33 protein-coding genes are annotated in these 25,337 nt (G+C 63.3%); 12 read left to right on the forward strand and 21 right to left on the reverse strand.

Annotation, left to right across the window (positions count from 1 at the left end; genetic code table 11):
• Window positions 1-204: 204 nt before the first annotated feature.
• The 4 genes from Q8R81_RS00495 to secB form a co-directional block, all read right to left on the reverse strand.
• Window positions 205-957, reverse strand: coding sequence for a DUF4136 domain-containing protein (locus Q8R81_RS00495; RefSeq protein WP_305615108.1), 753 nt, complete (start codon window positions 955-957; stop codon window positions 205-207).
• Window positions 958-1,147: 190 nt separating this feature from the next.
• On the reverse strand, window positions 1,148-2,167 hold the full coding sequence (gene trpS / locus Q8R81_RS00500) for a tryptophan--tRNA ligase (protein ID WP_305615110.1): 1,020 nt from the start codon (window positions 2,165-2,167) through the stop codon (window positions 1,148-1,150).
• Window positions 2,168-2,177: 10 nt separating this feature from the next.
• Window positions 2,178-3,749: a murein biosynthesis integral membrane protein MurJ gene (gene murJ, locus Q8R81_RS00505; protein WP_305615112.1), complete on the reverse strand. Its 1,572-nt coding sequence runs from the start codon at window positions 3,747-3,749 to the stop codon at window positions 2,178-2,180.
• 38 nt (window positions 3,750-3,787) lie between these two features.
• Complete coding sequence (gene secB, locus Q8R81_RS00510) at window positions 3,788-4,306, reverse strand: protein-export chaperone SecB (protein ID WP_305615114.1); 519 nt, start codon at window positions 4,304-4,306, stop codon at window positions 3,788-3,790.
• Between the two features lie 241 nt (window positions 4,307-4,547).
• Between secB and Q8R81_RS00515 the strand changes: the two genes are divergently transcribed.
• From Q8R81_RS00515 to Q8R81_RS00525, 3 genes are read left to right on the forward strand one after another with little or no spacing between them, the layout of a single operon-like run.
• Complete coding sequence (locus tag Q8R81_RS00515; protein WP_305615116.1) at window positions 4,548-5,231, forward strand: Tim44/TimA family putative adaptor protein; 684 nt, start codon at window positions 4,548-4,550, stop codon at window positions 5,229-5,231.
• Between the two features lie 20 nt (window positions 5,232-5,251).
• On the forward strand, window positions 5,252-6,472 hold the full coding sequence (locus tag Q8R81_RS00520; protein ID WP_305615118.1) for a murein transglycosylase A: 1,221 nt from the start codon (window positions 5,252-5,254) through the stop codon (window positions 6,470-6,472).
• The gene (locus Q8R81_RS00525; RefSeq protein WP_305615120.1) at window positions 6,472-7,053 is read left to right on the forward strand and encodes a Smr/MutS family protein; all 582 of its coding nucleotides are present in this window, start codon (window positions 6,472-6,474) and stop codon (window positions 7,051-7,053) included. The genes Q8R81_RS00520 and Q8R81_RS00525 overlap by 1 nt, the downstream gene beginning before the upstream one ends.
• 13 nt (window positions 7,054-7,066) lie before the next feature.
• Here Q8R81_RS00525 and Q8R81_RS00530 read toward each other — a convergent pair whose 3' ends face one another.
• Window positions 7,067-8,326: an RsmB/NOP family class I SAM-dependent RNA methyltransferase gene (locus Q8R81_RS00530; RefSeq protein WP_305615121.1), complete on the reverse strand. Its 1,260-nt coding sequence runs from the start codon at window positions 8,324-8,326 to the stop codon at window positions 7,067-7,069.
• Window positions 8,327-8,396: 70 nt separating this feature from the next.
• Here Q8R81_RS00530 and Q8R81_RS00535 point away from each other — a divergent pair, with 70 nt between their 5' ends.
• Complete coding sequence (locus tag Q8R81_RS00535; protein WP_305615123.1) at window positions 8,397-8,573, forward strand: DUF1674 domain-containing protein; 177 nt, start codon at window positions 8,397-8,399, stop codon at window positions 8,571-8,573.
• Window positions 8,574-8,690: 117 nt separating this feature from the next.
• Here Q8R81_RS00535 and Q8R81_RS00540 read toward each other — a convergent pair whose 3' ends face one another.
• The 4 genes from Q8R81_RS00540 to dksA form a co-directional block, all read right to left on the reverse strand.
• Window positions 8,691-9,116, reverse strand: a complete 426-nt coding sequence (locus Q8R81_RS00540) for a DUF4112 domain-containing protein (RefSeq protein ID WP_305615125.1) — start codon at window positions 9,114-9,116, stop codon at window positions 8,691-8,693.
• Window positions 9,117-9,121: 5 nt separating this feature from the next.
• Window positions 9,122-10,603 (reverse strand): ABC transporter substrate-binding protein, encoded by a 1,482-nt coding sequence (locus Q8R81_RS00545; protein ID WP_305615127.1) that lies wholly within the window; start codon window positions 10,601-10,603, stop codon window positions 9,122-9,124.
• 73 nt (window positions 10,604-10,676) lie between these two features.
• A complete protein-coding gene (locus tag Q8R81_RS00550; protein ID WP_305615129.1) occupies window positions 10,677-11,057 on the reverse strand; it encodes a PilZ domain-containing protein in 381 nt (126 codons plus the stop codon).
• Between the two features lie 159 nt (window positions 11,058-11,216).
• Window positions 11,217-11,675 (reverse strand): RNA polymerase-binding protein DksA, encoded by a 459-nt coding sequence (dksA, locus tag Q8R81_RS00555; protein ID WP_305615131.1) that lies wholly within the window; start codon window positions 11,673-11,675, stop codon window positions 11,217-11,219.
• Window positions 11,676-12,006: 331 nt separating this feature from the next.
• Between dksA and Q8R81_RS00560 the strand changes: the two genes are divergently transcribed.
• Entirely contained in the window at window positions 12,007-12,351 is a 345-nt protein-coding gene (locus Q8R81_RS00560) for a hypothetical protein (protein ID WP_305615133.1), read from the forward strand.
• A gap of 33 nt (window positions 12,352-12,384) precedes the next feature.
• Here Q8R81_RS00560 and Q8R81_RS00565 read toward each other — a convergent pair whose 3' ends face one another.
• From Q8R81_RS00565 to Q8R81_RS00600, 8 genes are all read right to left on the reverse strand, one after another.
• Window positions 12,385-13,248, reverse strand: coding sequence for an alpha/beta hydrolase-fold protein (locus Q8R81_RS00565; protein WP_305615135.1), 864 nt, complete (start codon window positions 13,246-13,248; stop codon window positions 12,385-12,387).
• Window positions 13,249-13,314: 66 nt separating this feature from the next.
• Window positions 13,315-13,626 carry a type II toxin-antitoxin system RelE/ParE family toxin gene (locus tag Q8R81_RS00570; protein ID WP_305615136.1) on the reverse strand — a complete coding sequence of 104 codons (312 nt, stop codon included), beginning with the start codon at window positions 13,624-13,626 and terminating at the stop codon, window positions 13,315-13,317.
• The gene (locus tag Q8R81_RS00575) at window positions 13,623-13,883 is read right to left on the reverse strand and encodes an addiction module antitoxin (RefSeq protein WP_305615139.1); all 261 of its coding nucleotides are present in this window, start codon (window positions 13,881-13,883) and stop codon (window positions 13,623-13,625) included. Before Q8R81_RS00575 ends, Q8R81_RS00570 begins: the two co-directional genes overlap by 4 nt.
• 69 nt (window positions 13,884-13,952) lie before the next feature.
• Window positions 13,953-15,083: a GNAT family N-acetyltransferase gene (locus Q8R81_RS00580; protein ID WP_305615141.1), complete on the reverse strand. Its 1,131-nt coding sequence runs from the start codon at window positions 15,081-15,083 to the stop codon at window positions 13,953-13,955.
• 7 nt (window positions 15,084-15,090) lie between these two features.
• Complete coding sequence (locus Q8R81_RS00585; RefSeq protein WP_305615143.1) at window positions 15,091-15,867, reverse strand: glycerophosphodiester phosphodiesterase family protein; 777 nt, start codon at window positions 15,865-15,867, stop codon at window positions 15,091-15,093.
• Window positions 15,839-16,306 (reverse strand): RidA family protein, encoded by a 468-nt coding sequence (locus Q8R81_RS00590; RefSeq protein WP_305615145.1) that lies wholly within the window; start codon window positions 16,304-16,306, stop codon window positions 15,839-15,841. Before Q8R81_RS00590 ends, Q8R81_RS00585 begins: the two co-directional genes overlap by 29 nt.
• Window positions 16,303-16,932: an HAD family hydrolase gene (locus tag Q8R81_RS00595; RefSeq protein ID WP_305615147.1), complete on the reverse strand. Its 630-nt coding sequence runs from the start codon at window positions 16,930-16,932 to the stop codon at window positions 16,303-16,305. Before Q8R81_RS00595 ends, Q8R81_RS00590 begins: the two co-directional genes overlap by 4 nt.
• Window positions 16,929-17,135 (reverse strand): DUF3572 family protein, encoded by a 207-nt coding sequence (locus Q8R81_RS00600; RefSeq protein ID WP_371135275.1) that lies wholly within the window; start codon window positions 17,133-17,135, stop codon window positions 16,929-16,931. Before Q8R81_RS00600 ends, Q8R81_RS00595 begins: the two co-directional genes overlap by 4 nt.
• A 135-nt stretch (window positions 17,136-17,270) precedes the next feature.
• On the opposite strand from Q8R81_RS00600, the gene Q8R81_RS00605 reads away from it, so the two are divergent.
• Window positions 17,271-17,633: a response regulator gene (locus Q8R81_RS00605; protein WP_292625278.1), complete on the forward strand. Its 363-nt coding sequence runs from the start codon at window positions 17,271-17,273 to the stop codon at window positions 17,631-17,633.
• Between the two features lie 190 nt (window positions 17,634-17,823).
• On the opposite strand, the gene Q8R81_RS00610 is transcribed toward Q8R81_RS00605, so the two are convergent.
• Window positions 17,824-18,399: a Pycsar system effector family protein gene (locus tag Q8R81_RS00610; protein WP_305615152.1), complete on the reverse strand. Its 576-nt coding sequence runs from the start codon at window positions 18,397-18,399 to the stop codon at window positions 17,824-17,826.
• 145 nt (window positions 18,400-18,544) lie between these two features.
• Here Q8R81_RS00610 and Q8R81_RS00615 point away from each other — a divergent pair, with 145 nt between their 5' ends.
• The 3 genes from Q8R81_RS00615 to Q8R81_RS00625 are packed head-to-tail and all read left to right on the forward strand — an operon-like array spanning window position 18,545 to window position 20,770.
• Window positions 18,545-18,784 (forward strand): acyl carrier protein, encoded by a 240-nt coding sequence (locus Q8R81_RS00615; RefSeq protein ID WP_305615154.1) that lies wholly within the window; start codon window positions 18,545-18,547, stop codon window positions 18,782-18,784.
• 4 nt (window positions 18,785-18,788) lie between these two features.
• Window positions 18,789-19,988, forward strand: coding sequence for an aminotransferase class I/II-fold pyridoxal phosphate-dependent enzyme (locus Q8R81_RS00620; RefSeq protein WP_305615156.1), 1,200 nt, complete (start codon window positions 18,789-18,791; stop codon window positions 19,986-19,988).
• On the forward strand, window positions 19,988-20,770 hold the full coding sequence (locus tag Q8R81_RS00625) for an SGNH/GDSL hydrolase family protein (RefSeq protein WP_305615158.1): 783 nt from the start codon (window positions 19,988-19,990) through the stop codon (window positions 20,768-20,770). The genes Q8R81_RS00620 and Q8R81_RS00625 overlap by 1 nt, the downstream gene beginning before the upstream one ends.
• Window positions 20,771-20,818: 48 nt before the next feature.
• Here the strand turns inward: Q8R81_RS00625 and Q8R81_RS00630 are convergent, their stop codons facing one another.
• A complete protein-coding gene (locus Q8R81_RS00630; protein ID WP_305615160.1) occupies window positions 20,819-21,385 on the reverse strand; it encodes a pseudouridine synthase in 567 nt (188 codons plus the stop codon).
• Window positions 21,386-21,393: 8 nt separating this feature from the next.
• Window positions 21,394-22,014, reverse strand: coding sequence for a glutathione S-transferase family protein (locus Q8R81_RS00635; RefSeq protein WP_305615162.1), 621 nt, complete (start codon window positions 22,012-22,014; stop codon window positions 21,394-21,396).
• A 159-nt stretch (window positions 22,015-22,173) separates the two neighbouring features.
• Here Q8R81_RS00635 and Q8R81_RS00640 point away from each other — a divergent pair, with 159 nt between their 5' ends.
• Window positions 22,174-23,049 (forward strand): MipA/OmpV family protein, encoded by an 876-nt coding sequence (locus Q8R81_RS00640; RefSeq protein ID WP_305615164.1) that lies wholly within the window; start codon window positions 22,174-22,176, stop codon window positions 23,047-23,049.
• On the opposite strand, the gene Q8R81_RS00645 is transcribed toward Q8R81_RS00640, so the two are convergent.
• Window positions 23,050-23,691: a YqaA family protein gene (locus Q8R81_RS00645; RefSeq protein WP_305615166.1), complete on the reverse strand. Its 642-nt coding sequence runs from the start codon at window positions 23,689-23,691 to the stop codon at window positions 23,050-23,052.
• 231 nt (window positions 23,692-23,922) lie between these two features.
• On the opposite strand from Q8R81_RS00645, the gene Q8R81_RS00650 reads away from it, so the two are divergent.
• Both Q8R81_RS00650 and Q8R81_RS00655 read left to right on the forward strand, forming a co-directional pair.
• Window positions 23,923-24,405 (forward strand): hypothetical protein, encoded by a 483-nt coding sequence (locus Q8R81_RS00650; protein WP_305615168.1) that lies wholly within the window; start codon window positions 23,923-23,925, stop codon window positions 24,403-24,405.
• On the forward strand, window positions 24,398-25,337 hold a 940-nt coding region (locus Q8R81_RS00655; RefSeq protein WP_305615170.1), incomplete at its 3' end, for a terminase large subunit domain-containing protein. The genes Q8R81_RS00650 and Q8R81_RS00655, both read left to right, overlap by 8 nt.

The following is a 25,337-nucleotide window of genomic DNA, read 5'->3' on the forward strand; positions in this document are numbered from 1 at the left end:
CCAGCCTCTCCCCTTTTCACAGGCGGCAAGGGTTGCAGCGGAAACGGTCCGCCGCAACCCTGACAATCATGTCATTTGGCGCTTGGAAAAAAGTGCACCGGGAAGATGACCATGCCGTGCCCTGTTCAGAGCATCGGCAAGGCGTGGTTTCGGCAGTTCAGGCGCACCAAGGTGCTTCCAGGTGCATCTAGGTGCTGTTCAGGATCAGTTGACCCGCTTTACCGTCGTCTTCTCGGGAGCAATTGAAATCCTTAGGGTTTCACCGTTGTTGCCGGGGAAATCGGTGAACATCGCTTCAACAAGGTTGGGCACCACATAGGACAGCCGGTTGGACTGCGAAGCTGCCTCTGCCTTGCCTTCGAACAGACGCTGGCCATCGGTGCGGCGATCGATCTTGAGGTCGATGCCAGACGTGTAAACCGTCACCACATCAACGCCGCCGCCGCCAAAGCCGCCACCGCCGCCGAAGAAGAACGGATCGTTCCATCCCCAGCCCCAGCCACCGCCGCCCCAGCCGCCGCCAAAGCCACGACGGCCCCAGCCGCCGCGTCCCCAACCCGGACCCCAGCCGCCCCAGCCACCCCAACCGCCCCAGTAGGGATCGTTGAAGCCGGTGCTGCGGATACGATCGCGCCCGCCATCAATGCCATAATCGAACTTGACGATCAGGTCCGCCATGTCGGCATTGGCTGGGCGATAGCCCAGCTTTTCCATCTGGCGGCCAACCAGCGTTGCATATTGTGCAAATTCAAGGCCCCCGGCATCGCGCGGATCATCCGCGACGACCGCAAAGGTCTGCCCGGTGGGCGCCGGAAGCTGCGACTGAAAGCGCTTCACGTCCGCCTTGAACGGCGTGGTGCAGCCAGCCAGCGTTACCATCATCAGCGAGACTGCCGAAAGCCCGAGCAATCGGCGCCGGGCGGGCGAACGTGGCGTGTTGTGCATATGAGAATTCATCCTGCGACTCCTATCGTGCCGTCCGCCGCCCCAATGCCCACCGCGAACCTGATGGTTCACCAACGGACTTGCCGGACGCAACTGTGCTTAGCATGCCTGCAATTTGGACGGGAAGTGCTGAATGCACGTTGAATGGTGCCTGCAACATATGTTGCAGGCACGCATTGTTCAGCAATGAAGGTAACGGAATTCAGCCCCTTACGAGGCCAAGCGCCTGATAGGTGCGTGCCAGAGTGGGAGCGGCGAGATCACGCGCCTTCAACGCACCCTTGGCCAGAATCGCATCGAGCGCCTCGCCATCTTCCCGCAACTCGCGATAGCGCGCGGCCATTGGCGAGAGCGTTTCGACCAGCAGTTCACCCAGCGCGGGCTTGAACTGGCCGAAGCCCTTGCCTTCGAACTGAGCCAGCACATCTGCCGGAGAAGTGCCTGCCATTGCAGCATAAATGCCAACGAGGTTGTTGGCCTCGGGGCGACCGGCAAGGCCGTCGACCGTTGCAGGCAGCGGTTCGGGATCGGTCTTGGCCTTCTTCACCTTCTGCATGATCGCATCGGCATCGTCGGTCAGGTTGATGCGGCTCATGTCCGAAGGATCGGACTTGCTCATCTTGGCCGTGCCATCGCGCAGGCTCATGATTCGCGCGGCTTCGGGCGGGATGATGGGATCGGGCAGGGTGAACAGCGGTGCGCATTCAGCACAGAAATCGTTGTTGAACTTCTGTGCGATATCGCGCGCCAGTTCGAGATGCTGCTTCTGGTCCTCACCCACCGGAACGTGAGTCGCCTGATAGAGCAGAACGTCAGCGGCCTGCAGCACCGGGTAGGTGAAGAGCGCGACTGAAGCGCCTTCGCGGTTCTTGCCTGCCTTGTCCTTCCACTGCGTCATCCGGTTCAGCCAACCCATGCGCGCGGTGCCATTGAGCAGCCATTGCAGTTCGGCATGGGCAGGGACTTGCGCCTGGTTGAACAGGATCGACTTGTCGGGATCGATCCCGCAGGAAACCAGCGCGGCCACCATTTCACGGGTGTTGGCGGCGAGTTCCGCCGGGGTGTGCGGCATGGAAATGGCGTGGAGATCGGCGAGGAAATAGAGGCACTGCCCGCCCTTGGCCGACCATTCGTCCTGCATGCGCACCCAGTTCCGGATCGCCCCAAGGTAATTGCCGAGGTGGAGATTGCCGGTAGGCTGGATGCCGGAGACGATACGCATTTCAGTGCCTTCAGTTTGAGCGGCGACGCCGCAGGAGAAGCTTGAGGTCATCCACCCGGAAAGCCCCGGTAAGGACGGCGGCGAGGCCATAGACGACGACCCCACTGGTGACCAGAGCAGCCATCGCAGCAAGGCGGATCGCCCACGTGCCCTGTACATAGGGCATGACCAGCCCCTGCCCGAACCACAGCACCGCGCCCATCGCCACAGCCGCCTGCGCCAGCCGCCATACGCGCCGCTTCAACCGCGCATCGGCCACGAAATGCCCGCGCTTTTTCAACGTGTAGTACAGCATCCAGACGTTGACGGTGGAGGCAATCGCGGTAGCAAGCGGCGGGCCCATGTGCTTCAGCGGCACGATCAGCAGGAGGTTGCCGACAAGGTTCACCGCCATCGAGATCGTGGCATAGCGCACCGGCGTTTTTGTATCCTGCCGCGCGTAATATCCGGGCGTCAGCACTTTCACCAGAATGTAGCTGGGCAAACCGATTGAGAACGCGGCCAGCGCCTGCGCGGTGTAGAACGTATCGGTCGCATCAAACTTGCCATAGCCGAACAGCGCAGCCGTGATCGGCACCCCGCACAGCACCAGCGCCACGGTGGCGGGCAGGGTGAGCAGCAACGCCAGTTCCATGCCGCGGTTCTGCGTGTCCATCGCCGCCGCCTCTTCCCCCCCGCCCAACTGGCGCGAGATGGTGGGGAGCAGCACGGTGCCAAGGCCAATGCCGATCAGGCCCAGCGGCAACTGGTTCAGCCGGTCCGCCATGTAGATGTAAGTGACCGAGCCTGCATCGAGCAGCGAGGCTGCCAGCGCGGTGGAAATGACGAGGTTGATCTGCACCGCGCCAGCGCCTGCGGCAGCGGGCCAGATCAGTTTGAGCAACTGCTTCACTTCGGGCGAAAGGCGCGGTCGGCGCAGCTTCAGGCGCACACCGTTGCGGCGGCAGGCCCATGCCAGCCAAGCAAGTTGCAACGCGCCCGAAACCGACACGGCAATCGCCTGATTGCGCGCAGTGACCAGCGGATCGTCCGAATGGAAGCCGAGCAGCGCGACGATCAGCGTGACGTTCAGCAGGATCGGCGCGGCAGCATTGACCCAGAATTTCTGCAGCGAATTCAGGATGCCGCCCAGCAGCGACACGAGGCTGATGAGCATGAGATAGGGAATCGTCCAGCGCGACAGTTCCACCGCATAGGCGAACTGATCCTCGCTCACCCCGTTGAACCGGCCCGACAGCACGAACGTGACCGGCCATGCGAAGACTTCGAGCAGGACGGTCATCACCAGCAGGACCGGCAGCAACACCGCGAGTGCCGCTTCGGCAAAGTCCAGCCCATCGCGCAGGCCCTTGCCCTCAGGATCTGCCACGCGCTTGTTAAACATGGGGATGAAGGCGGCGGCAAAGGCGCCTTCGGCAAACAGTGCGCGGAACATGTTGGGCAGGCGGAACGCGACGAGGAACGCGTCTGAGGCGAACGCCGCGCCGACGAAGCGCGCGAACAGGCTGTCGCGCACAAGGCCCAGAATGCGGCTGAGCAAGGTCAGCCCGCCGATGGAGCCGGTGGCCTTTAGGAGGTTCATAGCCGCATCCTTCGGGCCACCGGGTTCAGGTGTTCAGATCAGGCTTGCCCTGCCGGAGTCGCCTCGGCGGTGGCCTGCGCCTGCGCCAGCTGCTGCATGTACAAACCGTTGAAATCGATCGGTTCGAGCATCAGCGCGGGGTAGCCAAGATCGCGCACGGCATCGGCGATGACGCGGCGGGCAAACGGGAACAGGATGCGCGGGCCTTCGGCGAACAGGAACGGATGGGCCTGTTCATCGGGCACGTTGCGCATGCCGATCAGTCCGCAATAGGCCAGTTCGACAATGAATGCGGTGCCCTCTGGTCCCTTGGACGTGACGTTGATCTTCAGCTCGATCTCGTGAATCTCAGGCTGGATCGCGCGCGCCGAAATGTTGAAATCAACCGCCATTTCAGGGACTTCAGTCCACTGGTAGGATTCAGGCGCGTTCGGGTTTTCAACCGAGAGATCCTTCACGTACTGCGAGATCAGGCCGATGGCGGGCGAGGTGTCTTCGCCATTGGGAACCGGACCATCAAGGTTGAGATTCGAAATGATGTTGCCTTCGTCGGCCATGTCAGACGTGCTTTCCGAGAGATATGGATGTTGCTGCGGGCGACTAGCACCGTGGCCCCACGCGAGCAATCCGCCTTTGTTTAATGCACAAACACCGCAACCGGACGGAAATCTTGCCCAAGTGGACCACCCAAAGGGCCATGCACGCGTTGTTCATTTGTAATCCGTACCTATTTGAGGCAGGTTGGCATGACGCCCTGCGCCTCGATTGGGCGCAGCGGCTCTATCGGGAACTTTGCGCGTGATTGTTCAAATTGTGATCCTGGCGATGATTGCGGCCTTTCTGGGCCTGCGCCTTTACTCTGTTCTGGGCCGCCGCCCTGAACATGACGAAGAGCCGATGCGCCGCCGGATCGAACAACCCGATCCATCGGCACAGAACCGGCAGCCGGTGAACCCACGCGGAGCCGAAGGCAGCCAGCTTGCCCCGCGCCCGCGCGAACTGACGCAGGCTGAACCGAACACGTTTGACAACAGCGCCGAAGCGGGCGTGCGCGCGATCATCGCGGCGGACCGCCGGTTTGACGTGGCCCAGTTCCTTGCCGGATCGAAAGCGGCCTATTCGATGATCCTCGAAGCCTTCTGGCGCGGGGACAAGGACGAGCTGCGCCAGCTGTGTGACGAAGACGTGTTCGCCGGGTTCGATTCGGCCATCGACGCACGTGTGGCGGCGGGAGAAACCATCGTCGCCCGCGTGATCCGCATTGAGGAAGCCCGTATCGTGGCAGCTTCCATTGAGGACAAGACGTCGCGCATTACCGTGCGCTTTCTGGCTGACATTGCTTCGGTCACGCGCGATGCCGAAGGCAATGTGATTGCCGGAACGCTGGACGATGCGGTTGAAACGCGTGACCTGTGGACCTTCCGCCGCGACATTACGGCGCGCGATCCAGATTGGCTGCTCGACGAAACTGACGAGGCTTGATCCTTTTCAGGGAAGGCACCGTGGGGGTTTTATCGAGGTTTGGCAAAGGCAAGAGCGCTGCGGTTATCGCGGCGCTCTTTCTGCTTGGCGGCTGCGGGCGACTGATACCCGAAGGGCGCGGCCCCGGACCGGTGGCCCCGCCACCTGTGTCGACGGTGACCGCCCCCACCGCCGCATTGGCCGGAGTGGCGCGCGGGCCTGCGGTGGCGGGGCTGGGTTTCAAGGCGGACAATGCGGCGCTGGCCTTGCGCAGTTTCATTATCTCCTGCCCGCGTTTGACGCGGCGCGCCGACACATCGGGGCTGACCCGGACCGAGGACTGGGCACCGGCTTGTGCGGCAGCAGCGGGCTGGCCTGAAACGCAGGCAGCGCAGTTCTTTGCCAACTATTTCGAAAGCGCCGAAGTGGCGGGCGGCAATGCCTTTGCCACCGGGTATTTTGAACCGGAAATCGCCGGGGTGCGGGCGCGCCAGCCGGGGTTTGATGTGCCGGTCTATGCCATGCCGCGCGATCTGGTGCGGGCCAAGGCGGGCGATGCGCAACCCTTGCCCGATGGGCGGATGCCGCTGGGCCGCTATGACGAGGCGGGGGTGTTTACGGCCTATTGGGACCGTGCGCAGATCGAGTCCGGGGCGCTGATTGGCAAAGGGCTGGAGATTGGCTGGGCAGCCGATCCCGTGGAGTTCTTCTTCCTGCAAATTCAAGGATCAGGCCGCTTGCGCGCGCCCGATGGCAGCGTGGTGCGCATCGGCTTTGCCGGGCAGAACGGCTATCCCTACACCGGCATCGGCAGCCTTATGCGCGAACGTGGGTTGATTGGCAGCGGGCCGGGGCAGTATGACGGGTCGTTGCAGGGCATCCAGAAATACTTGCGCGATTTTCCCGATGCGGGGCGGCGACTCATGCAGCAGAACCGCAGCTTCGTGTTCTTCCGCGAACTGTCCGGGGCAGGTCCGGTGGGCGCACTGAACGTGCCGGTGACAGGGCGGGCGACGGTGGCAGTCGATCCCGCTTTCGTGCCGCTGGGCGCGCCGGTGTGGCTAGACGTGGACCGGGCCGAGGCGGATGGGCTGTGGGTCGCGCAGGATACCGGCGGGGCGATCAACGGGGCCAACCGCTTTGACACGTTCTGGGGTGCCGGCGCAGAGGCACGGCGCATTGCGGGCGGGATGTCTGCGCGGGGCAAGGCGTTGGTGCTGCTGCCCAAGGGCGTGCTGGCAAGACTTTCGGGGCAGCGCTGATGCGCGCGCCCGCAGTAAGAGCACCGCGCGGCCTTTCGGCAGAAGAGGCCGCGCTGTGGGAGAAAGTGGCGGCGACGATCACGCCCATCCATCCTGTGCGGCCCAAGGCCAAGGTGGCCGAGGTTATTGCGATAGCTCCGCCTGCGCCGCCGCCCAAGCGGGTGAAGGGGCGCGTGCCGCCTCCTCTGCCCACACCATCGCCAACACCCGTGGCCCGCCGGCCGCTGGAAGGGCATGGGCTGGATTCAAGCTGGGAGCGCAAGCTGGCGCGCGGGGCGATTGCACCTGATGTGACGATTGACCTGCACGGCATGGGGCTGGACGCGGCGCATACGCGGCTCAACGGCGGGATTGCGCAGGCCTTGGCGATGGGCGCGCGCGTGATGTTGCTGATCGCGGGCAAGCCGCGTCCGCACGACGAGCAGGACGCGCGCGGGAACCAGCGCGGCGTGATCCGGGCCAAGCTGCTCGATTGGCTGGCACACAGCCCGCACGCCAGCCGCATCGCCGCCGTGCGCCCCGCACAGCCGAGGCATGGCGGAGCGGGCGCGGTTTACATCATCCTGCGCAAGCCGCGTTAAGGCCCAAAATGCGTTAAGGCTTCGTCCAGCGGGCGGCGAAGAAGCCGTCGATCCCACCGTGGTCGGCCAGCATTCCGGGATCGGAGCGGAAGTGGCCGTTGGTGGCGGTAAGGCCCTCGGGCAGTTCTGCGTCAGTGACCGGCTTGGGGGTGAGCGCGGTGAAGGCCGCTGCCTGCGCCTCGCCCTCTTCCGGCTCCAGCGAGCAGACCGCGTAGACCAGCGTGCCGCCGGGCGCGAGCCATGTGGCGGCGCGTTGGAGCATGGCGGCTTGCAGTGTGGTGAGGTCATCCATCGCGGCAAGGCGGTGCAGCACGTCGGGGTGGCGGCGGCAGGTGCCGGTGGCACTGCACGGCGCATCAAGCAGGATCGCGTCGAACGGCGCGTCAGGCGTCCACGTCAGCGCATCGGCGACGACGATTTCGGCGGTGAGGCCACTGCGCTCAAGGTTTTCGGACAGACGTTCGTTGCGGCGCGCGGATTTGTCGAGCGCGGTGACATTCCATCCGGCTGCGGCAAGTTGCAGCGTCTTGCCTCCGGGCGCGGCGCACAGGTCGAGCGCGCGGCGGCCCTGCCCTTCGCCCAGCAGGCGGGCGGGGACGCTGGCGGCGAGATCCTGCACCCACCATGCACCTTCTGCGAAACCGTCCAGCGCCTCGATGGCCCCTGCCCGCGCAAGGCGGACGTGGCCGGGGGCGAGCGAGTGACCACCGAGCCGTTCTGCCCACTGCGCGGTTTCTGAAGGATCGCGCAACGACAGGTCCAATGGCGGCGGCACGGCGAGGCCCTTGGCGATGGCCTCCACACGCTCTGGCCAAGCCTGCTGCCAGCGGATCGCGGCAGAGGCAGGGAGCGTGGGGGCATCGGGCAGGGTAGCCGCGCCCTTGGTCACCGCCGAGAACACACCATGCGCAAGGCGGCGCGGACCGCCGGTCAGGAGCGGCAGGCCGGTGGCGACAACCGCGTGGCCCGGAAGGTTCAGCCGCAGCGCTTGTGCCAGCATGATGCGCAGGACGGCGCGCGCCTTGGCATCGTCGGGCAGGGCCTGCTGCGTTGCGCCATCGATCAGCGCATCGAGATCGGCCATCCAGCGCAGCGCCTCGTGCGCGATGGCAAGCGCGAGTGCGCGGTCATCGCCGCGTTCGATCCCGCGCAGCACCGGAGGCGCGGCCTGATCAAGCGGATCGCCCCGGCGCAGCACGGCATCAAGCAGCCGCAGCGCAGCGCGGCGGGCGGGGACGCCGGGGATCTCATCGTCGGATTGTGTTCTGGCCATGAGCGCCTATCGCCGGTCATGCCCCAATATGCAATTGCACTTCGCGGCGCGCGGCCCCATCTGGTGGGACATGGACAACCCAACCCCTCGCGCCACCACGCGTCCGGCAGACTTCACGCGCCCCGCGCACTGGACCAACGACCCGGCACCAGCGCCCAAGGCCATCGAGCGTGGCGATGATCCTGACGGTATCGACCCCACGCGCTTTGGCGACTGGGAGAAGAACGGGATCGCGATAGATTTCTGATTTCTCGGCACTGGCTAGAGCTTCGTCATGCCCGCGCAGGCGGACATCCAGCCCGGAAAACAGCGCAAAATCCGCTGGATTCCCGCCTTCGCGGGAATGACGGAGTAGAAGCGAGGTCTAACCCTCGATCACGCGCGCTTGCGGGTGATGCTTGTCGAGGTGTTTGCGCAAGATCTTCAGGTTGCGCGAGTTTGAGCGGAAGAACAGGTCGAACGCATCGCCCACGAGCGGCACTGCGCCGATGGCCGTATCCACCGCCACATTCGCGCCCATGCGCCACAGCTTCCACTTGGGAAGGCCCAGATTGCGCGCCTCCCACACCACATAGGCGCCCATCGCGGCGGTCAGCACATCGCCCAGGACGGGGACCAGCCCGGCGATGGCATCAAGGCCCACATCGCGGCGAATCACCGGAATCGTGAAGCTGCGCTCCAGCACGCGTTCCAGCATTTCCACGCGCTGGCGGACCGATGCGGGATCGTTGCCGAGGCCGGGGATTTCGGGGCGCATCGGCTGAGGGCGAGTGGCGGCGGGCTTGTCCATCACACCTATCTGGGGAGCCATGCCATCGGCGGCAAGGGATGCCAGCCCCACGGGTTCTGCGCAAAGCCCGTGGTGCCGCTGCGCACCATCGACCAGCGCAAGGGTCGCGCGATGGGGATAAAGCCGTTGGCGGCGGTAATCTCGGCCTCGGCCTCGGCCAGCAGCGCAGCGCGCGCGGCAGGGTCCAGCGCACGCCGCGCCTCGGCCACCCGCTCGTCCCCAGCGGGGCTGCACACGGCCTTTTGCACGGTGCATGAGAGCTGGTTGAGGAACCACGTGGCCCGGCCATAGCGCGCCGCCACATCGACCAGCCGCAGATCGCCCCGGTCGCTCTCAGGCACGCGGCGCACGGCAATGCCGATGCGGGCAAAATCGCGGCGCAGCGCTTCAAACACCAGTGTGGAGCCTGCGCCATCGGCCATCGCGATGTTCATGGTCGGCAACGCACGGCCCGCGTCCTTCCACGCCGAAACGCGCGCGGAGGCCTGTGCCTGCCGGTCTTCCATGCTCATGCCCTGCCAGCGTTCGCCGATAGTGCCCAGATCATCTTCGGCATCGGGCGAGACGATGCGCGTGGTCGGTTGCCAACCGCCGATATTGAAGCCGCCCAGCAAGACATCGCGATCAATCGCCATAGACAGCGCTTCGCGGTTTGCAGCCGCCCCGAGAAAGCCTTCGGTGCGCGTCACCACAAGGCCGAACAGCCCGGTAACCGGATCAAGCTGAACATTGCCGCGCGTCAGCCCGATCCGCCCGGCCAGTGGCACGTTATCAACCTTGCCGCCCAGCACGACATCGACATCGCCATCATCGAACCGTGCCACCGCTGCTGCGGCTTTGGCAAAGCTGAGCGAAACGGGGCGAGCGCGGGTGGCGAAGCTGGCCTGTTGCGGCAAGCCCCGCTTTTCCGGCGGGATCAGCGTGAACAACTGCGCGCCGTCCTCAGCACCGGTAACGGCCATCGGCCCGGTGCCCACCACCTGCCCCTTCGCGTTCTTCCATGAAAACGAAAGTTCCGGTTGGGCCAGCAAGGTCAGCAGTTCGGGCACAGGGGCGGCCAGATCAATCTCGATCACGCGATCAGCCATCACGCGCACTTCGTCTATCGCTGCAAGATCAAGGCCGAGCGCAGTGCCTTTCAGCCCGGCGATCGCTTTGCGCAGCAGCGCGACGGCGGCATCGGCGGTGATTCGCTTGCCATCGGGCCAGGTTCCATCCCGCAAGCGGAAGATATAGCTTTGTCCGTTGTCGGTAACGATCCAGCGGTCCGCCAGCGCGGGCACCACGCGGCCCCGCTCATCAAAGCCGACCAATCCTTCGTCGGTGGCAGCGCGAACCAGCTGGGCAGAAGGAGACAGGCGCTGGCCGCGTTCCTTCAACGCCGCCGCATCGCCGATCACTGCAACGCCAAGCGTGCCATCTCGCCCCTGCCCGCAAGACGCGAGCAGCACAGAAAGCGACGTGATTGCAAGGAGCCTACCAACCATCAAAAGCAGACTAGGCGAGGTGTGGCGATGCGTCCACATCGCTGGGCCTGCAACGTTCAGTTATTCGGCCAACTCAAATCTTGCGGATCGGGCCGATTGGAGAATTGCCCAGCGGCACTTTGACAAAGCGCGGCGTCGAATCGCCTGCCCCCACCTGCGCGCGGGCCAGCTTGGGATCGACTTCTTCGTGGAATGCAATGCCGAAGCGGTTTTCCTGAATCCAGGCGACCACGCCTTCGACCCAGCCGATATTGCGCAAGTTCACTTCGATCTGCGTGCCACGCTGCACTTTCACCGGACCTTCGGCCATCATGCCACCGGCAGAAAGATTGCGCACCTTGATCCGGTGTTCGGCATCAGATTCCGGCAGGCGCACTTCGGCCATCAGAAACAGGCTGTCTCGCCCGATATGTCGATGGTCGATGTCAGTCACCAGAGGTTCCGCCAATCCCATGAACGTCGTTCCCGCACGGGTGAGAAAACGCCCGCACACAGGGTTATCGCACCAATTCCTCGCTGTTTCCTAAACCAGCAAGGTAAACACGACGTTAGCGCGCAATCCCGTTAACCGCGTTTGGGCGGGTGCGCGCCTTGCCACCCGCCCTCAGGGAAATCACATATCGCGGGAAATTTTTTCCCTGCGTTCATGCGCTTCCTGTGCTTCAACCGTCATCGTGGCGATGGGCCGAGCGATCAGACGGCCAAGGCCGATGGGTTCGCCGGTCACTTCACAGTAACCATATTCACCCTCATCAATCCGGCGCATGGCCGAATCGATCTTGGCGATCAGCTTGCGCTGACGGTCGCGGGTGCGCAGTTCGATGCCCCAATCGGTCTCGCTCGATGCGCGATCGTTGAGATCGGGTTCCCGAATCGGACCGTCCTGCAGCGCCGAAAGCGTGCCGGCGGCGGCCGAAAGGATCGATCTTTTCCATTCGAGCAGCAGGCGGCGAAAATAATCCTGCTGCGCCTCGTTCATGTATGGTTCGGCGTCGCTTGGCACATAGTCGCCCGGAAGAGCGCGTCGTGCTTTGGCAAGAACGTCAATCTCGTCACTCAAAACCCCAGCCATTCGGCCCTCCGCATAACAAGCTATCCGCCCCTCCCGGCCTGCATTCTTCCCCCCATCATTCCCCGGCGGGCGCGCAGACTCCTGTACTGGCGCGCCTATAGGATTGGCCTGTGACCCGCACAAGCGATTAGGCAACCTTGTTGCATTAAGGCGGCATGAAGCGTGAGGGGGTGGACGGGTTTTTCCCAAACTGTTTCAGCCCAAAACACATCGGCACGTAGGGTAGTTTTTGACGTTAACCATTTATTGACCAAGAATTGTGACTTTCACCCCATCGGAAGCACCCCCGGAAGGCTTGGGGATCGGCTTTCCTCAAGGGGGTTACAGGGTAATGACGCAAGCATGGATCAAGCTGGTGCCGGATGAAGGCCAGCCAGCCGTTGAAGCCGGATCAACCGAATCGGGCGACCTGCTCGTGGCAACCTGCCTTGCGGCAGCAGCCAATGGCGACAGCAACGCGCTGTTCGATCTGGGCGTGGCCTATTCCACCGGCAGTCACGGCGTGGAATGCGACATGATCGAAGCGCACAAATGGTTCAACCTTGCCGCAGTGGGCGGACACGAGGATGCGGCGCACTGCCGCGCCGATGTGGCCGACGAAATGACCGCGCGCGAAATTGCCGAGGCCCAGCGCCGGGCGCGTGAATGGCTGCGCAGTGGGCGGGCGGCTGCTTAAGGGTTGCTGGCCAAGGCCGGAAGCCGGGTGTACTTATGATACGAGGAACGCGGCGAGCGACGTCGCGTCAATTCCGCAATGGCCACCATACAGCGGGTGCCATTCGGTCTTGACGCCAAGCTGCACCGCGCGTTGCGCCAGCTTCTGCGTGCCTTCAAAATTGCCATAAGAATCATAAAGGCCATTCGACAGGTAGAGCGCAGGTGAATCCCGCCCTGCCTTCTCGATCAACGTCAAAGGCGAACTCGCGCGCCATTCCTTGTCATCGGCGTAGTAGCTGCGTGCCAGCATCCAGATGCCGAAAGCGATCTTGGGATCTGCACCGGTTCGTTTCATAGCGCTCTGGATTTCGCCCAAGGGAGCAAATGGCGACACCTGATAAACGCCGGGGCATAGTGCTGCGACCTTGTCGAAGCGGTCAGGATAGCTGAGGCCAGCGACCAGAACATTCAGCCCGCCCATCGATTCCCCCAGCAGCAACCGCCTGCGCGGCGCACCAAGCTTCTGCTCGATTGCCGGGAGTTTGCGCACCAAGTCCTCAAGCAGCCCGCTTTCCGGCGCAGTGCCCTTGGGGGCAAGAAGCCAGCTAGGGCCGTAGGACAGCGTAACCACGGTGGGCGGTCGGGTGCCGCCCCGCTGCCACTCCGCCTGCAGCATGGCCGTGTAATAGGTGTCATCGTTCCAGACGAGTTCGTCGAGATTGCGGCCATGCAGGTGGTAGACGATGTCACCGTTCGAGCCCGCACGGTCGCGGTAGACGCAATAGCGCAGGGCACCTTCGTTTGCGCACTGTGATAACGCTGGCCTGAAGGCGACTCGCTGAGCGCCCTGCGGACGAGTGAAGGAATTCCAGGCCCAGTAAAGTCCTGCAACCACTGCTGCCAGGATCAGCAACACGCGAAAACGGCGGTGTCGTATACCCCTCAATCGCATAGATTCCTCGCTTCTACTGGCAACTCTGGGTCAGCGGAATTCGTCTTTGAGCCGCATTACCCGATGCATCCGTTCGTGCATGACCGTGGCAATACCAATCCACCCGTCGTCAAATTCACGCCAGTAGATGAAATGGTGTTCGTGCCGACAGAACCAGCCATTGACGTCAAATTCTGCCGGAATTGGCCTCCACAAAATATCTCGCCGGGCAATCGCTGTGAACTTGTCGAAAAGCGACCGCACATAACTTTCGGCCTGATCGTCTCCCCATGAGTCGCGGGTGTACTGATAGATTTCGTCCAGACGTGCCGCAGCCAGGGGTAGAAGCCGATACCCTGTCACGACGTGCGCCGGTTCCGTGCAATTATGTCGTCTGCGGTAAGTTCAATATAGGCAGATGCTGGCGCCGCAAAGGCTTGCACCAGTTCCGTCTTCAACCGCATGAAAGCAGCTTCGTCCGCACGCTCCATATCTCGCCTGATTAGGTCGCGGACATATTCGCTTACGTTCTCATAAGCGCCGGATTCACCGACATTGGTAGATACAAACTCGCCCAGAGTTCCACTAACGCGGACATTGAGTGTTACGGCTTTACCCATTTCCGGCCTCCAGACCGTCCACAATACGTTGAATATTCTGTATGCGAAACGGGCCTGCCAAGCAATGGCTCACCCCTTCCTGAACGGCGTCCGCGTGCCCAGCACAAGCTGATCCTGCGCGATCCCGGCGCGTTCGCGCTCCAGAAAATCTGCCACAGCGCGGCGGAAGTTGGGGTCGGCGATGTAGTGGGCCGAGAGGGTCTGGACGGGTTCGTAGCCGCGCGCCAGCTTGTGGCCGCCCTGTGCGCCTGCTTCCACGCGCGACAGGCCAAGCGCGATGGCGGCGTCTATCGCCTGATAATAGCACAGTTCGAAGTGAAGGAAGGGCTTCTCGACCAGCGCGCCCCAGTAGCGGCCATAGAGCGCGTCCTTGCCGATGAAGTTGATCGCGCCCGCCACCGGTTCATCATCGAGGAAGGCCATGACCAGCAGCACCTTGTCGGCCATGCGCTGCCCGATCAGGTCGAACGCCGCGCGCGTCAGATAGGGGCGGCCCCATTTGCGCAGGCCGGTGTCCTGATAAAACAGCCAGAAGGCATCCCAGTGTTCGGGGCGGATCGCGTCGCCGGTCAACTGGCGGATTTCGATGCCGTCCTGCGCCTTGGCGCGTTCCTTGCGCAGGTTCTTGCGTTTGTCCGAGGACAGTTGCCCAAGGAAATCGGCAAAGCTTTCGTACCCACGGTTCTCCCAGTGGAACTGAATGTCGCTGCGGGGAAGCCAGCCAGCCGCTTCGAACAGCGGCATCTGTTCGGGCGTGATGAATGTGGCGTGGGCCGAGGACAAGCCGTTGGTATCGCACAGTTGCTCTGCCGCGCGCAGCAGCGGGGTGGCGAGGTCTTCGCGGCCTCCCAGCAGCAAGCGCGGGCCGGTGGCGGGGGTAAAGGGCGCGGCGATCTGCAGCTTGGGGTAATAGTCCCCGCCCGCGCGGTGCCATGCGTCGGCCCACGCATGGTCGAACACATATTCGCCCTGGCTGTGTGTTTTCAGGTAAGCGGGCATCGCGGCGGCGGGGCGGCCCCCTTCCCCCTCGATCACGATGGGCAGCGGCGACCAGCCGGAGCGGCCGCCGACCGAGCCGGAATCCTCGAGCAGCTTCAGGAAAGCGTGCGAAACGAAGGGGTTGCCGTCGCCTGCCAGCCGGTCCCAATCCTCGGCAGCGATCTCCGAGACGGCTTTGTGGATGCGCGCGGTGTAAGTCACGATGGGGTCATGCCCCAGCGCCGGCGCCTTCGGCAATAGGTCCATCGGCACAGTCCGCAGCCCGCGCAGCATGATCGGCGGTGCGGACGGTCCATGTCAGCACCGGGAACCCGCGCTTGCGCTGGGCGGCCACGAACTTGCTTGGCAAATCGCGCACGTCCCATGCCAGAAACAGCGGGCGCGCCTGCCAGAAGGCGAAATGCAGCTTGAGCGTAGCGGGCAGCGTGCGACTGCCATTCTCCGTCACCACAAGGCCGTGGGCGATGTGCGGTGAATGGCGCGCGAACCAGCGGCTGACGCGCGGGTCGAAGCTCATCACCGCCACTTCTCCGCGATAGCCTTCGAGCGCGCGGCGCACGGCAAGGCACAGCGGGGCGGCGCGGATTTCTTTCTTGGATTTCAGTTCGATCAGCACCGGCACTTTGCCTGCCACCTGATCGAGGAAGGCGCGCAAGGTGGGGATGCAATCGGTGCCGCCGGTCAGCGGGATCTTGGCCAGATCATCGGCGCGGCGGTCTATCACCGCGCCCGTTTCGGCAGTCAGGCGGTCGAGCTCCCAATCGTGGAACACCACCGCATGGCCATCGACCGTGCGCTGCACATCGCATTCCAGCCCCAAGCCGCGCTCTATCGCGAGCGCGAAGGCCTTGGGCGAATTTTCGGGCACGCCGGGTCCGTGCAGCCCGCGATGGGCATAGCTGCGCCCCTTGAGCCAGCCGACCCGCGCCGCCTTGGGAGCGGCGACGAGGAAGCGGTCAAGCTGGGCGAACAGCAAGGACAGCATCGACTTCCACCGCAGCGCCAAGCGGCAGCACCGGCACGCCAACCGCGCTGCGTGCATGCTTTCCAGCATCGCCAAAGGCGGCAACCATCAGTTCGGACGCGCCATTGGCGACCTTTGGCTGATCGGTGAACGTGCCGGTCGAGGAGATGAACGCGCCCAGCTTCACCACGCGCTCCACCCGGTCGAGCGAGCCGAGCGCGGCCTTGACTTGCGCCAGGATCATCAGCGCACAGGCCTGCGCGGCAGCGGTGCCCTGCTCCAGCGAAACGTCCTCGCCCAGACGGCCCGTCACCAGCTTGCCATCGATGAAGGGCAACTGGCCCGAGACGTGGAGCAGTCCGTTCGCCTCGACCGTGGGCACATAGGCGGCCACTGGCGCGGCGGCCTGTGGCAGGGTGTGGCCGAGGTCTGCCAGACGTGCTTCAACCGTACTCGTCACGCATCTTCTCCATGAATTTGTTCGAGAATCCAGGGCAGCGCCGCTTCCCAATCATCGATCCGGGCGTGCGCATGGCCCGCCTGATGCGCGCAATCGATGTGCGGGGCAAGCAGCGGTTCGCCGCACAGGTGCAGGCGGATCACGTCGGGCGTCAGTTGCGAGACCGAATCATGGTGCTGCGGCAGATCGTCGATGAACAGCGCGCGGCTGGGGTTGTATTCATCGAGAATCGCCTTGAGCGCCGGGCCTTTCGGCCCCTGATTGGTAAAGACGCGGGCATTGATGCCGACATCGGCCAGTTGCTTTGCGCGGGTTTCACGGCGGTGATCGTTGAGGTTGGTAAGGATAACCACATCGGCGTCCTGCGCCACCGCATTGATCCCCGCCACTGCGCCCACGATGGCCTGCTGGCGATACATCTCGGTATCGAAGAACTTGTTGAGCAGGCTCCAGATCTGTTCCGGCGGCACGATGCTGCCATCTTTGGCAAAGCGCATGGCCTTGGAAAAATCGGCGCTGTCCATCTTGAAGGAGATGCCCTCCTTCTCACCCAGCCAGTCACGGAAGGGGGCGACCATGTGCAGCAGCACCTCGTCACAATCGCTGACGATCAGGGGGCGGCTCATGCTAAATCCTTTCGCGCGGCGATGATCGCCTCGGGCGAGATGTCGAGCGCGAAGGACGCGTTGACAAGGTCTGCTTCGTGATTGGCGAGGAAATCGAGAACTGCCCCCAGAATGGCGGGATCTGACAGGCCAGCGCGCAATTCCTCCGGCGTCAGGCCGGTGAGATCGAGGAAGCGTTCGGCGCGGGGGGCGTCAGACAGCACCCAGCCGAGTGCCTGCAGGGCAATGGCAGCCGCATCGGTGGGGGAGGACGGCTCTCGGATGATTGTCAGGGCCTTTCGCGGTGCATAAGGGTCACCTAGGTGCAGTTAGGTGCAGTTCGGGAAACAGGCGTGTCAGTGGCAAAAAGAATTCTGGTTGTCGAGGACAACGACCTCAACCGCAAACTGTTCTGCGACCTTTTGCGCGCCAAGGGATTCGAGGTGGAGCCGGTGGCCGACGGGCGCGTGGCGATCGAACGCACGCGGGTGTTCATGCCGCACCTTGTCATCATGGACATCCAATTGCCCGACATTTCCGGGATGGACCTGATCGAGGCGCTGAAGGCAGACGAGGAACTGAAAGGCATCCCGATCCTTGCCGTCACCGCCTATGCCGGAAAAGGTGATGAAGAGGCGATCCGCGATGCGGGCGCTGAGGGTTATCTGGCCAAGCCCGTGTCGATTGCGCCGTTCATGGTGGCGGTGAACGCGCTGGTTTGAAGCGCTCGCCTGACCTTGGTTGAAGACTGTTCTGCACCGCTGCAACACAAACCTCTTTCGTCACCCTGAACTTGTTTCAGGGTCCATTTCTCACCAAAAACGGCAGCCAGATTGGCGAAATGGATCCTGAAACAAGTTCAGGATGACGACTGTGATAAAGTTAAGCGTCGCGTCGGCACGGCTTTTGATTTCAAGAATAGCGCACCACGTATTCGATCACGAAGGTAATCGCCGTCAGGCACAGGCCGACCATGAAGCTGCGATAGGCGATTGATAGGTAACGGTATTTCTTGCGCTGCAAGACCTGGCCGTTCTGGTAGATGTCGTGCAGCATCGTGCGGAAGATGGCCTCATCCGTGCGCAGATCGTCGAGGATTGAGAGCGTCCATTCCTCTTCGTCCATGTGCGTGAAGAAACCGAAGAACAGCTTGTTGGACTTGCCGTCGTTCAACTTTGCCGCATTCGGCCCGCTGATCGAGGGAAGTACGGTGAACACCGCACACATCGCTGAAACAAAAGCGAAAAGGGCCAGAACCCCGAGCGACCAAGGCATCGCGCCGTTCTTTGCCTGCCCGACCGAAATGGTGAACACCACAAACGTTGCGCCCATCAGGATCGAGGCTTTGGCATCCGCCATCTGGCTGAGCGACAGGTTGATCTGCTGGCTGGTGCGGACGAGGTGGATCGCCTGATTGGAATAGACGGCAGGAGATGGCACCGGGGGCGACGCCTTCGGCGGTTCAGGCTGCGTTACAGTCTCTGCCATGATTCCCCCACAGGCGCATTTGCCGCATCTTTCGCGGATAACGCGGATGACACAAGGGGCGAACGCTTGACAAGCGGCGGCAATGGCCGCTTTTCGGCCTCAATCGTCTGGCAGGGGCCTTTTCCTGCCCATTGGAGAAGAATTGATGGATCGCGCCGCTACCGCTGAAAAGATCGCCGAACTGATCGGCCCTTTCAACAAGAAGGGCATCGAGGTTACCGAGGCGACGACTTTTGCCGGTGATCTTGAATGGGACAGCCTGACCGTGATGGACTTTGTGGCGGCGATTGAGGACGATTTTGACATCATCATCAGCATGAACCAGCAGGCCGAGATCGAGAACTACGGCCAGCTGATCGATGCGGTGACGAAGCTTCAGGGATAACGCGATGACCGATCTTTTCAGCAAGTTCGACCCGCTGATTGAACAGCGCCGCGCACTGCTGGCGGGCGGGGTGGAAGACCCGTTCAATCTGGTGATGGAGCGGGTGATTTCGCCCACTGTGGCGGTGTGCAACGGGCGCGAGACGATCCTGCTGGGCACCTACAACTACATGGGCATGACCTTTGACCCGGACGTGATCGCCGCGGGCAAGGAAGCGCTGGACGATTACGGTTCGGGCACCACCGGCAGCCGCGTGCTGAACGGCACATACGCCGGGCACAAGGCCTGCGAACAGGCGCTGAAGGACTTTTATGGAATGGACCACGCGATGGTCTTTTCCACCGGGTATCAGGCCAACCTTGGCATCATCAGCACGATGGCGGGCAAGGGCGACTACATCGTGCTCGACATCGACAGCCACGCTTCCATCTGGGACGGCTGCAAGCTGGGCGATGCCGAAGTGGTGCCGTTCAAGCACAACGACATCGTGGCGATGGAAAAGCGCCTGAAGCGCATTCCTGAGGGCGCGGGCAAGCTGGTGATCCTTGAAGGCGTCTATTCGATGCTGGGCGATATTGCGCCGCTGAAGGAAATGATTCGCATTGCCAAGGAAAACGGCGCGATGGTGCTGGTGGACGAGGCGCATTCGATGGGCTTCATCGGCCCCAACGGGCGCGGCGTGGCCGAAGATCAGGGCTGCCTTGACGACGTGGACTTCGTGATCGGCACGTTCTCCAAATCAGTCGGCACGGTCGGCGGTTTCTGCGTGTCCAACCATCCGAAGTTCGAAATCCTGCGGCTGGTGTGCCGCCCCTATGTGTTCACCGCTTCGCTGCCGCCGAGCGTGATGCACACGGCGACGACCAGCATCCGCAAGCTGATGCACGGCGCCAACAAGCGTGCGCATCTGTGGGAGAATTCCAAGACGCTGCACCAGGGTCTGCGCGACAAGGGCTTCACACTGGGCACGCCCGAAGCGCAGAGCGCGATCATCGCGGTGATCATGCCCGATCTGGAGCGCGGCGCGGCGATGTGGGAAGCACTGCTGCATGAAGGGCTTTACGTGAATCTTGCCCGCCCACCGGCAACGCCAGCGGGAATGACGCTGCTGCGCTGTTCGCTGTGTGCAGAGCACAGCGCTGAGCAGGTGCAGACAATCATCGGTATGTTCGAACGCGCCGGGAAGGCCGTGGGGATCATCTGATGCGGTTTGCGTTGGCTGGAGTGCTTGCACTGGTGGCGACACCGGTGCTGGCGCAGAATGCCGCGCCTGCGGTGGTGACTCCGCCGGGCGAAGGCATGATGGAAAAGCCCTGCCCTGCTGACCAGCGCGGGCTGAACTTCGCCCATCCTTATGTTCGCCAGTATGACTGGGCGTGGCAGTGCCGCTTTGCCGAGGCCGACAAGCAATTGGCGCAGCGCCCGCGCGTGGTGTTCATCGGCGATTCGATCACCGAAAACTGGGTGGGCCTTGCGCCCGCTCTGTTCGTGAGCGGGGCGGTGGGGCGCGGGATCAGCGGGCAGACCAGCCCTCAGATTCTGGTGCGGTTCTATCAGGACGTGGTGCGGCTGAAACCGAGGGTCGTTCACATCATGGTGGGCACCAACGATCTTGCGGGCAACACCGGGCCAAGCAGCCCGGAGATGTACACCAACCATGTGACCGCGATGGTCGATCTGGCGCAGGCCAATGGCATTGCCGTGGTGATCGGCAGCGTGTTGCCAGCCGCGAAGTTTCCGTGGAAACCGCAGCTGGCCCCGGCCAAGCCGGTGGTGGCACTGAATACTTGGCTGAAGGCTTTCGCCAAGGCGCGCAGCGCGGCGTTTGCCGATTATCACGCGGCGCTGGTGAATGCCGAGGGCGGGATCAATCCTGAACTTGCGCCCGACGGGATTCATCCCAACGCCAAGGGCTATGCCGTGATGGAGCCGATTGCGCGGGCGGCGATTGCCGAGGCGGAGAAGCTGGGCGCGGAGAAGCGCTGAGTTTGCACATCAACGGGTCAGTTGAGCGAAAAGAAGCCTAGGCCCTGGTCAAGCCCGGGCTGACGTTTGTGTTTCCGATACCTCGCGCCATTCGCCTTGTGCAAGGCCTTCCAGCGACCAGTCGCCGATTTGCCAGCGGACGAGGCGCAGGGTGGGGTGGCCGATGGCGGCGGTCATGCGGCGGATCTGGCGGTTGCGGCCTTCGCGGATGGTGAGGCGCAGCCATGTGTCGGGGATCAATTTGCGCACGCGGATGGGCGGGTCGCGGGGCCACAGCTCAGGGTCTTCGATCAGTTCGGCATCGGCTGGGAGTGTGACGCCGTCTTTCAGGCGGACGCCTTTACGCAAGGCAGTGAGAGCGGCTTCATCGGGAATGCCTTCGACCTGCGCGAGATAGGTTTTGGGAAGCTTGAAGCGCGGGTCCGAGATGCGGGCTTGCAGGCGGCCATCGTCGGTGAGGAGGAGCAAGCCTTCGCTGTCGTGGTCCAGACGGCCTGCTGGATAGACACCGGGACGGTCTATAAAGTTCGCCAGCGTGGGGCGCGGGGGGCCAGTGCGTTCGTCGGTGAACTGGCACAGGACGCCGAAGGGTTTGTTGAAAGCGATGAGGGTCATGGGCCTGCTTAGGCGGCTGGACCCTGTGCGGCAATCGCGCGCTGAAAGGCAGGTCGCTGTTTCAGGCGGGCGAAGTAGGCGCGCATGGCGTCGGACACGAATTCTTCGAGGCCAACCGAGAGTGCCAGCACGATCGCGTAACCCACTGAAATGTCGGCCATTGTGAAGCGATTGGCGGCGGCATAGTCTGCACCCAGCAGCGTTTCGGCATTGCGCAGGCGGGAGCCGAACCATTCGGCGTAATCGCGGGCGATTTCGGGGCGACGGTCTTCGGGCCGGGCGAAGACCTGATAGCGTAGGTGGATGGTCTGCGGGAATGTCAGCGTCGCCTCGCCCATCACGAGGAAGTTGAGATAGGCGGCGTAGTCCGGCTCTTCCGGGGCGACGGCGAGATCGGTGGGGCCGTATTTCGTGGCGAGATAATGCGGGATGGCCACACTTTCCGTCATCCGCACGTCGCCATCGAACAGGACCGGAATCGTGCCGAGCGGGTTGAGATCGTACATGCCTTCGTGCCGTTTGCGCGGCGGGAACGGGAGGACTTGGAGTTCGTAGGGCAGGCCCATTTCCTCCAACGCCCACAAGGCGCGGAAGGAGCGGGCGTTGTGGCAATGGTAGAGCGTCAGCATGGGGCCATGCTTTGCGCGGGTGCAGGTGGCGGCACAAGGGGCAGGTTTTGGCCGATTGCTCCGCGCCGGCCACGCTTCGATACAAAAGCGACAAGCCCGGTTCAGACTGCGCGGTGCATAGCGCCGCCGGATCGTTACTGACATCAGGGAGAGTAAGGCATGCGGTGGTTTCGAGCTGCGACGGTTTCGGTACTGGCGTTGGCCGCAGCGCATCCGGTGATGGCGCAGAACGCCCCTGCCTTGCCAACGGGGACTTTGGCTGGTCAGGGCGCGCGACCGGCAGGGCCGCCGATGCAACCGCAAGGCTGGACGATGACGGTAGGCGTCGCGCCGTTGTTCGGGATGGCGTGGCAGGGATCGAAGGATACCGCGCTATCGATTTTCCCAGACTTGCGGGTGAACTACAAAGATACGCTGTTCCTGTCTGTGCCCGATGGGCTGGGGTGGAATGCGGTGAATGCAGACGGCTGGAAGGCGGGGCCGCTGGTGAAGCTGCGGTTTGGTCGTAATGAGAGCAACGGTGGATCGCCGTTCCAGATCACTGGCGGCAGCGATGCGCTGATCGGGATGGGCGACGTTGGCGTGGCGGGCGAGGCGGGCGGCTTTGTGGAAAAGCGCTTTGGTGCAAGGCGGCAGTGGCGTGTGCGGGCCGAAGTGCGGCAGGGGTTTGGCGCGCATCAGGGCGTGGTGGGCGATGTGCAGGCCGCCTATTCCGGGCGCACGGGCAAGGTGCTCTATTCGGTGGGACCGCGCGCGACGTTTGCCAGCGCGGATTATGTGCAGACCTATTTTGGGGTGGATGCAGGGCAGGCGGCACGCACCGGCCTTGCGGTTTCCCGGCCTGACGGCGGGCTGGTGTCCTATGGGCTGGGCGGGAATGTGATCCGTCCGCTGGACCAGCGGCGCGTTGTGACTTTGTTTGCGGGCGTGGACCGGCTTGGCGGGGAGCCTGCCGGTTCAGCGCTGATCCGCGAGCGCGGGCAGCGCACGCAGTTCACGGTCGGGCTGGGGTATGGGTTCCGCTTCGGTCTTTGATCAGGCGGCAGTAATCGCGGCGGCCTGTTCGCACTTGGCCTTGGTTTCTGCCGATTCGCCGCCGCCGAGCATGGTGACGGCAAGGAAACCGCCGACCACCAGAAGCACGAAGCCGATGGTGACGAGGCCCAGGTACTTGTCGATGAAGCGCTTGATCGGGGCGCCGAACAGGCGGAACAGCACGCCCACGATCATGAAGCTGATCGAGCGGGAGACAATGCTCGACAGGATGAACGGGACCAGCGGCATCTGGATGAAGCCGGCGGTGATCGTCAGCAGTTTGAACGGGATGGGCGTAGCGCCCTTGAGCATGATGATCTCTGCCCCGTATTCACGCAGATAGCACGCAGCCTTGGGGAAGCTTTCCGACAGGCCGAGCGCGGCGAGGAGCTGGGTGCCGACCGTGTCGTAGAGGCCATAGCCAATGGCGTAACCAAGCATTCCGCCGATTACCGACGCGATAGTAGCGATGGCGGCGAAGCGGACGGCCTTTTTGGGTGCAGCGAGACACATCAGGCCGAGCAGCGGGTGCGGCGGGACCGGGAAGAAGCTTGCCTCCATGAACGCGAACAGCGCCAGCCACAATTCGGCGTGGGGGTGCGCGGCCTTGGCCATTGTCCAGTCGTAGAGGCGGCGGAGCATCGGATACCCGTTCGTTGTTGCGGTGCGGCATTTAGGGGAGTGGCGCAGTTTCTGCCAGCGGAATTGCCGCGAACCTATTTGGCACTTTTTGGTTGACATCGTCACGCTCATTCGGTACATAACAGGAACATCGCGAAAGACCGAGTCGCTCCGGGGCAAGAGGCCCAAGCAAGGAGCGACGGCCAGCGACACGCCTTTGACCAATTCACCATAAATCTAGGATGGGCACGCATGGCCGGATCGACTCCGTCCAAGTCTGGCGCAAGCCGGACGAGGATTTCTGCTGCGCACAGGACATCGGACAAACCGAACAACCGCCATTGGAGGAAGCACTTTCTGGCCACCTTGGCCGAGACTTCGAACGTGAGCGCCGCAGCGCGCAAGGCCAGGATCGACCCCAGCCATGCCTACAAGGTGAAGCGGACCGAAAACGCGTTTGCAGCGCAGTGGCGCGAGGCGCTGTGCGAGGGGTACGACCTGCTGGAGATGGAAGTGCTCCACCGGTTGCGCTTTGGCGAGCCGAAGGACGGGGACGCCAAGTTCGACAATGCCACGGCCCTGCGGCTGCTTTCGCAGCACCGCGAGACGGTGGCGAAGGAGCGGGCGATCCGCGACAATGCCGATGTGGAAGAGGTGCGCGCCTCGCTTCACAAACGGCTGCTGGACATGCGCGACGAGGTGCTGGCGAGCCGCAAGGCTGCTTCAGGTGACTGACGGCTGGCTGAACTGGCTGGCAGAGGCGAGCGACGAGCAGATTGCTGCGCTGATGAAGCGCATCCCGGAACAGGAGATCGAACAATGGCCCTATGACTGGAAAGTCTGGGGGCGCGCGAGCCAGCAGGCTCCGGCAGGCGACTGGCGCGTGTGGCTGGTCATGGCGGGGCGCGGGTTTGGCAAGACGCGGCTGGGTGCCGAATGGGTGCGCCAGGTGGCGGAGGCCAACCCCGACGCGCGGATCGCGCTGGTGGGGGCATCGCTGCACGAAGCACGCAGCGTGATGGTGGAAGGCGAGAGCGGGCTGCTTTCGATCGGTGCGCCGTGGCAGCGACCAAGTTTTGAAAGTTCGGTGCGCCGAGTGGTTTGGCCCAATGGGGCGCAGGCCTATCTTTATTCCGCAGGCGAGCCGGAGAGTTTGCGCGGGCCGCAGCATAGCCATGCCTGGTGCGACGAGATTGCCAAGTGGGACAATGTTTCGAACCGGGCGATGGCGATGTGGGACAACCTGCTGATGGGGCTGCGTCTCGGTGACGATCCCCGGCTGGTGGCGACAACAACGCCGCGCCCGGTGCCTTTGGTGGCACGCGTTCTGGCGGATGGTGACGACGTTGTGGTGACGCGCGGCAGCACGTTCGACAACGCGCGGAACCTGCCCGCACGGTTCGTTGCAGCAATGCAGCGCAGCTATGGCGGGACGACACTGGGGCGGCAGGAACTGCTGGGCGAGATGATCGAGGATCTGGCGGGGGCTTTGTGGAGCCGCAGCCTGATCGAGAGTGCACGCGAAGAAGCAGCGCCGCCGATGGTGCGCGTGGTGGTGGGAGTCGATCCGCCTGCCAGCGCGCATGGCGATGCTTGCGGCATCATTGTCTGCGGGATCGGAGATGACCGGATTGCGCGGGTGCTGGCGGATTGTTCGGTAGAACAGG

This window comes from Novosphingobium sp. (genome assembly GCF_030696665.1).
Taxonomy (GTDB): domain Bacteria; phylum Pseudomonadota; class Alphaproteobacteria; order Sphingomonadales; family Sphingomonadaceae; genus Novosphingobium.

Bases quoted from the DNA above. Each gene is read 5' to 3' on its own strand.
- secB (WP_305615114.1), bottom strand. From the start codon at position 4,306: ATGGCCGACGAAGGCAACATCATTTCGAATCTCAACCTTGATGGTCCG.
- Q8R81_RS00530 (WP_305615121.1), bottom strand. From the start codon at position 8,326: ATGGCCAGAACACAATCCGACGATGAGATCCCCGGCGTCCCCGCCCGC.
- Q8R81_RS00560 (WP_305615133.1), top strand. From the start codon at position 12,007: ATGACGCAAGCATGGATCAAGCTGGTGCCGGATGAAGGCCAGCCAGCC.
- Q8R81_RS00650 (WP_305615168.1), top strand. From the start codon at position 23,923: ATGGCCGGATCGACTCCGTCCAAGTCTGGCGCAAGCCGGACGAGGATT.
- Q8R81_RS00595 (WP_305615147.1), bottom strand. From the start codon at position 16,932: ATGAGCCGCCCCCTGATCGTCAGCGATTGTGACGAGGTGCTGCTGCAC.
- dksA (WP_305615131.1), bottom strand. From the start codon at position 11,675: ATGGCTGGGGTTTTGAGTGACGAGATTGACGTTCTTGCCAAAGCACGA.
- Q8R81_RS00585 (WP_305615143.1), bottom strand. From the start codon at position 15,867: ATGCTGTCCTTGCTGTTCGCCCAGCTTGACCGCTTCCTCGTCGCCGCT.
- Q8R81_RS00525 (WP_305615120.1), top strand. From the start codon at position 6,472: ATGCGCGCGCCCGCAGTAAGAGCACCGCGCGGCCTTTCGGCAGAAGAG.
- Q8R81_RS00645 (WP_305615166.1), bottom strand. From the start codon at position 23,691: ATGCTCCGCCGCCTCTACGACTGGACAATGGCCAAGGCCGCGCACCCC.
- Q8R81_RS00630 (WP_305615160.1), bottom strand. From the start codon at position 21,385: ATGACCCTCATCGCTTTCAACAAACCCTTCGGCGTCCTGTGCCAGTTC.
- Q8R81_RS00575 (WP_305615139.1), bottom strand. From the start codon at position 13,883: ATGGGTAAAGCCGTAACACTCAATGTCCGCGTTAGTGGAACTCTGGGC.
- Q8R81_RS00535 (WP_305615123.1), top strand. From the start codon at position 8,397: ATGGACAACCCAACCCCTCGCGCCACCACGCGTCCGGCAGACTTCACG.
- Q8R81_RS00550 (WP_305615129.1), bottom strand. From the start codon at position 11,057: ATGGGATTGGCGGAACCTCTGGTGACTGACATCGACCATCGACATATC.
- Q8R81_RS00615 (WP_305615154.1), top strand. From the start codon at position 18,545: ATGGATCGCGCCGCTACCGCTGAAAAGATCGCCGAACTGATCGGCCCT.
- Q8R81_RS00540 (WP_305615125.1), bottom strand. From the start codon at position 9,116: ATGGACAAGCCCGCCGCCACTCGCCCTCAGCCGATGCGCCCCGAAATC.
- Q8R81_RS00640 (WP_305615164.1), top strand. From the start codon at position 22,174: ATGCGGTGGTTTCGAGCTGCGACGGTTTCGGTACTGGCGTTGGCCGCA.
- Q8R81_RS00635 (WP_305615162.1), bottom strand. From the start codon at position 22,014: ATGCTGACGCTCTACCATTGCCACAACGCCCGCTCCTTCCGCGCCTTG.
- Q8R81_RS00545 (WP_305615127.1), bottom strand. From the start codon at position 10,603: ATGGTTGGTAGGCTCCTTGCAATCACGTCGCTTTCTGTGCTGCTCGCG.
- Q8R81_RS00620 (WP_305615156.1), top strand. From the start codon at position 18,789: ATGACCGATCTTTTCAGCAAGTTCGACCCGCTGATTGAACAGCGCCGC.
- trpS (WP_305615110.1), bottom strand. From the start codon at position 2,167: ATGCGTATCGTCTCCGGCATCCAGCCTACCGGCAATCTCCACCTCGGC.
- murJ (WP_305615112.1), bottom strand. From the start codon at position 3,749: ATGAACCTCCTAAAGGCCACCGGCTCCATCGGCGGGCTGACCTTGCTC.
- Q8R81_RS00610 (WP_305615152.1), bottom strand. From the start codon at position 18,399: ATGGCAGAGACTGTAACGCAGCCTGAACCGCCGAAGGCGTCGCCCCCG.
- Q8R81_RS00495 (WP_305615108.1), bottom strand. From the start codon at position 957: ATGAATTCTCATATGCACAACACGCCACGTTCGCCCGCCCGGCGCCGA.
- Q8R81_RS00625 (WP_305615158.1), top strand. From the start codon at position 19,988: ATGCGGTTTGCGTTGGCTGGAGTGCTTGCACTGGTGGCGACACCGGTG.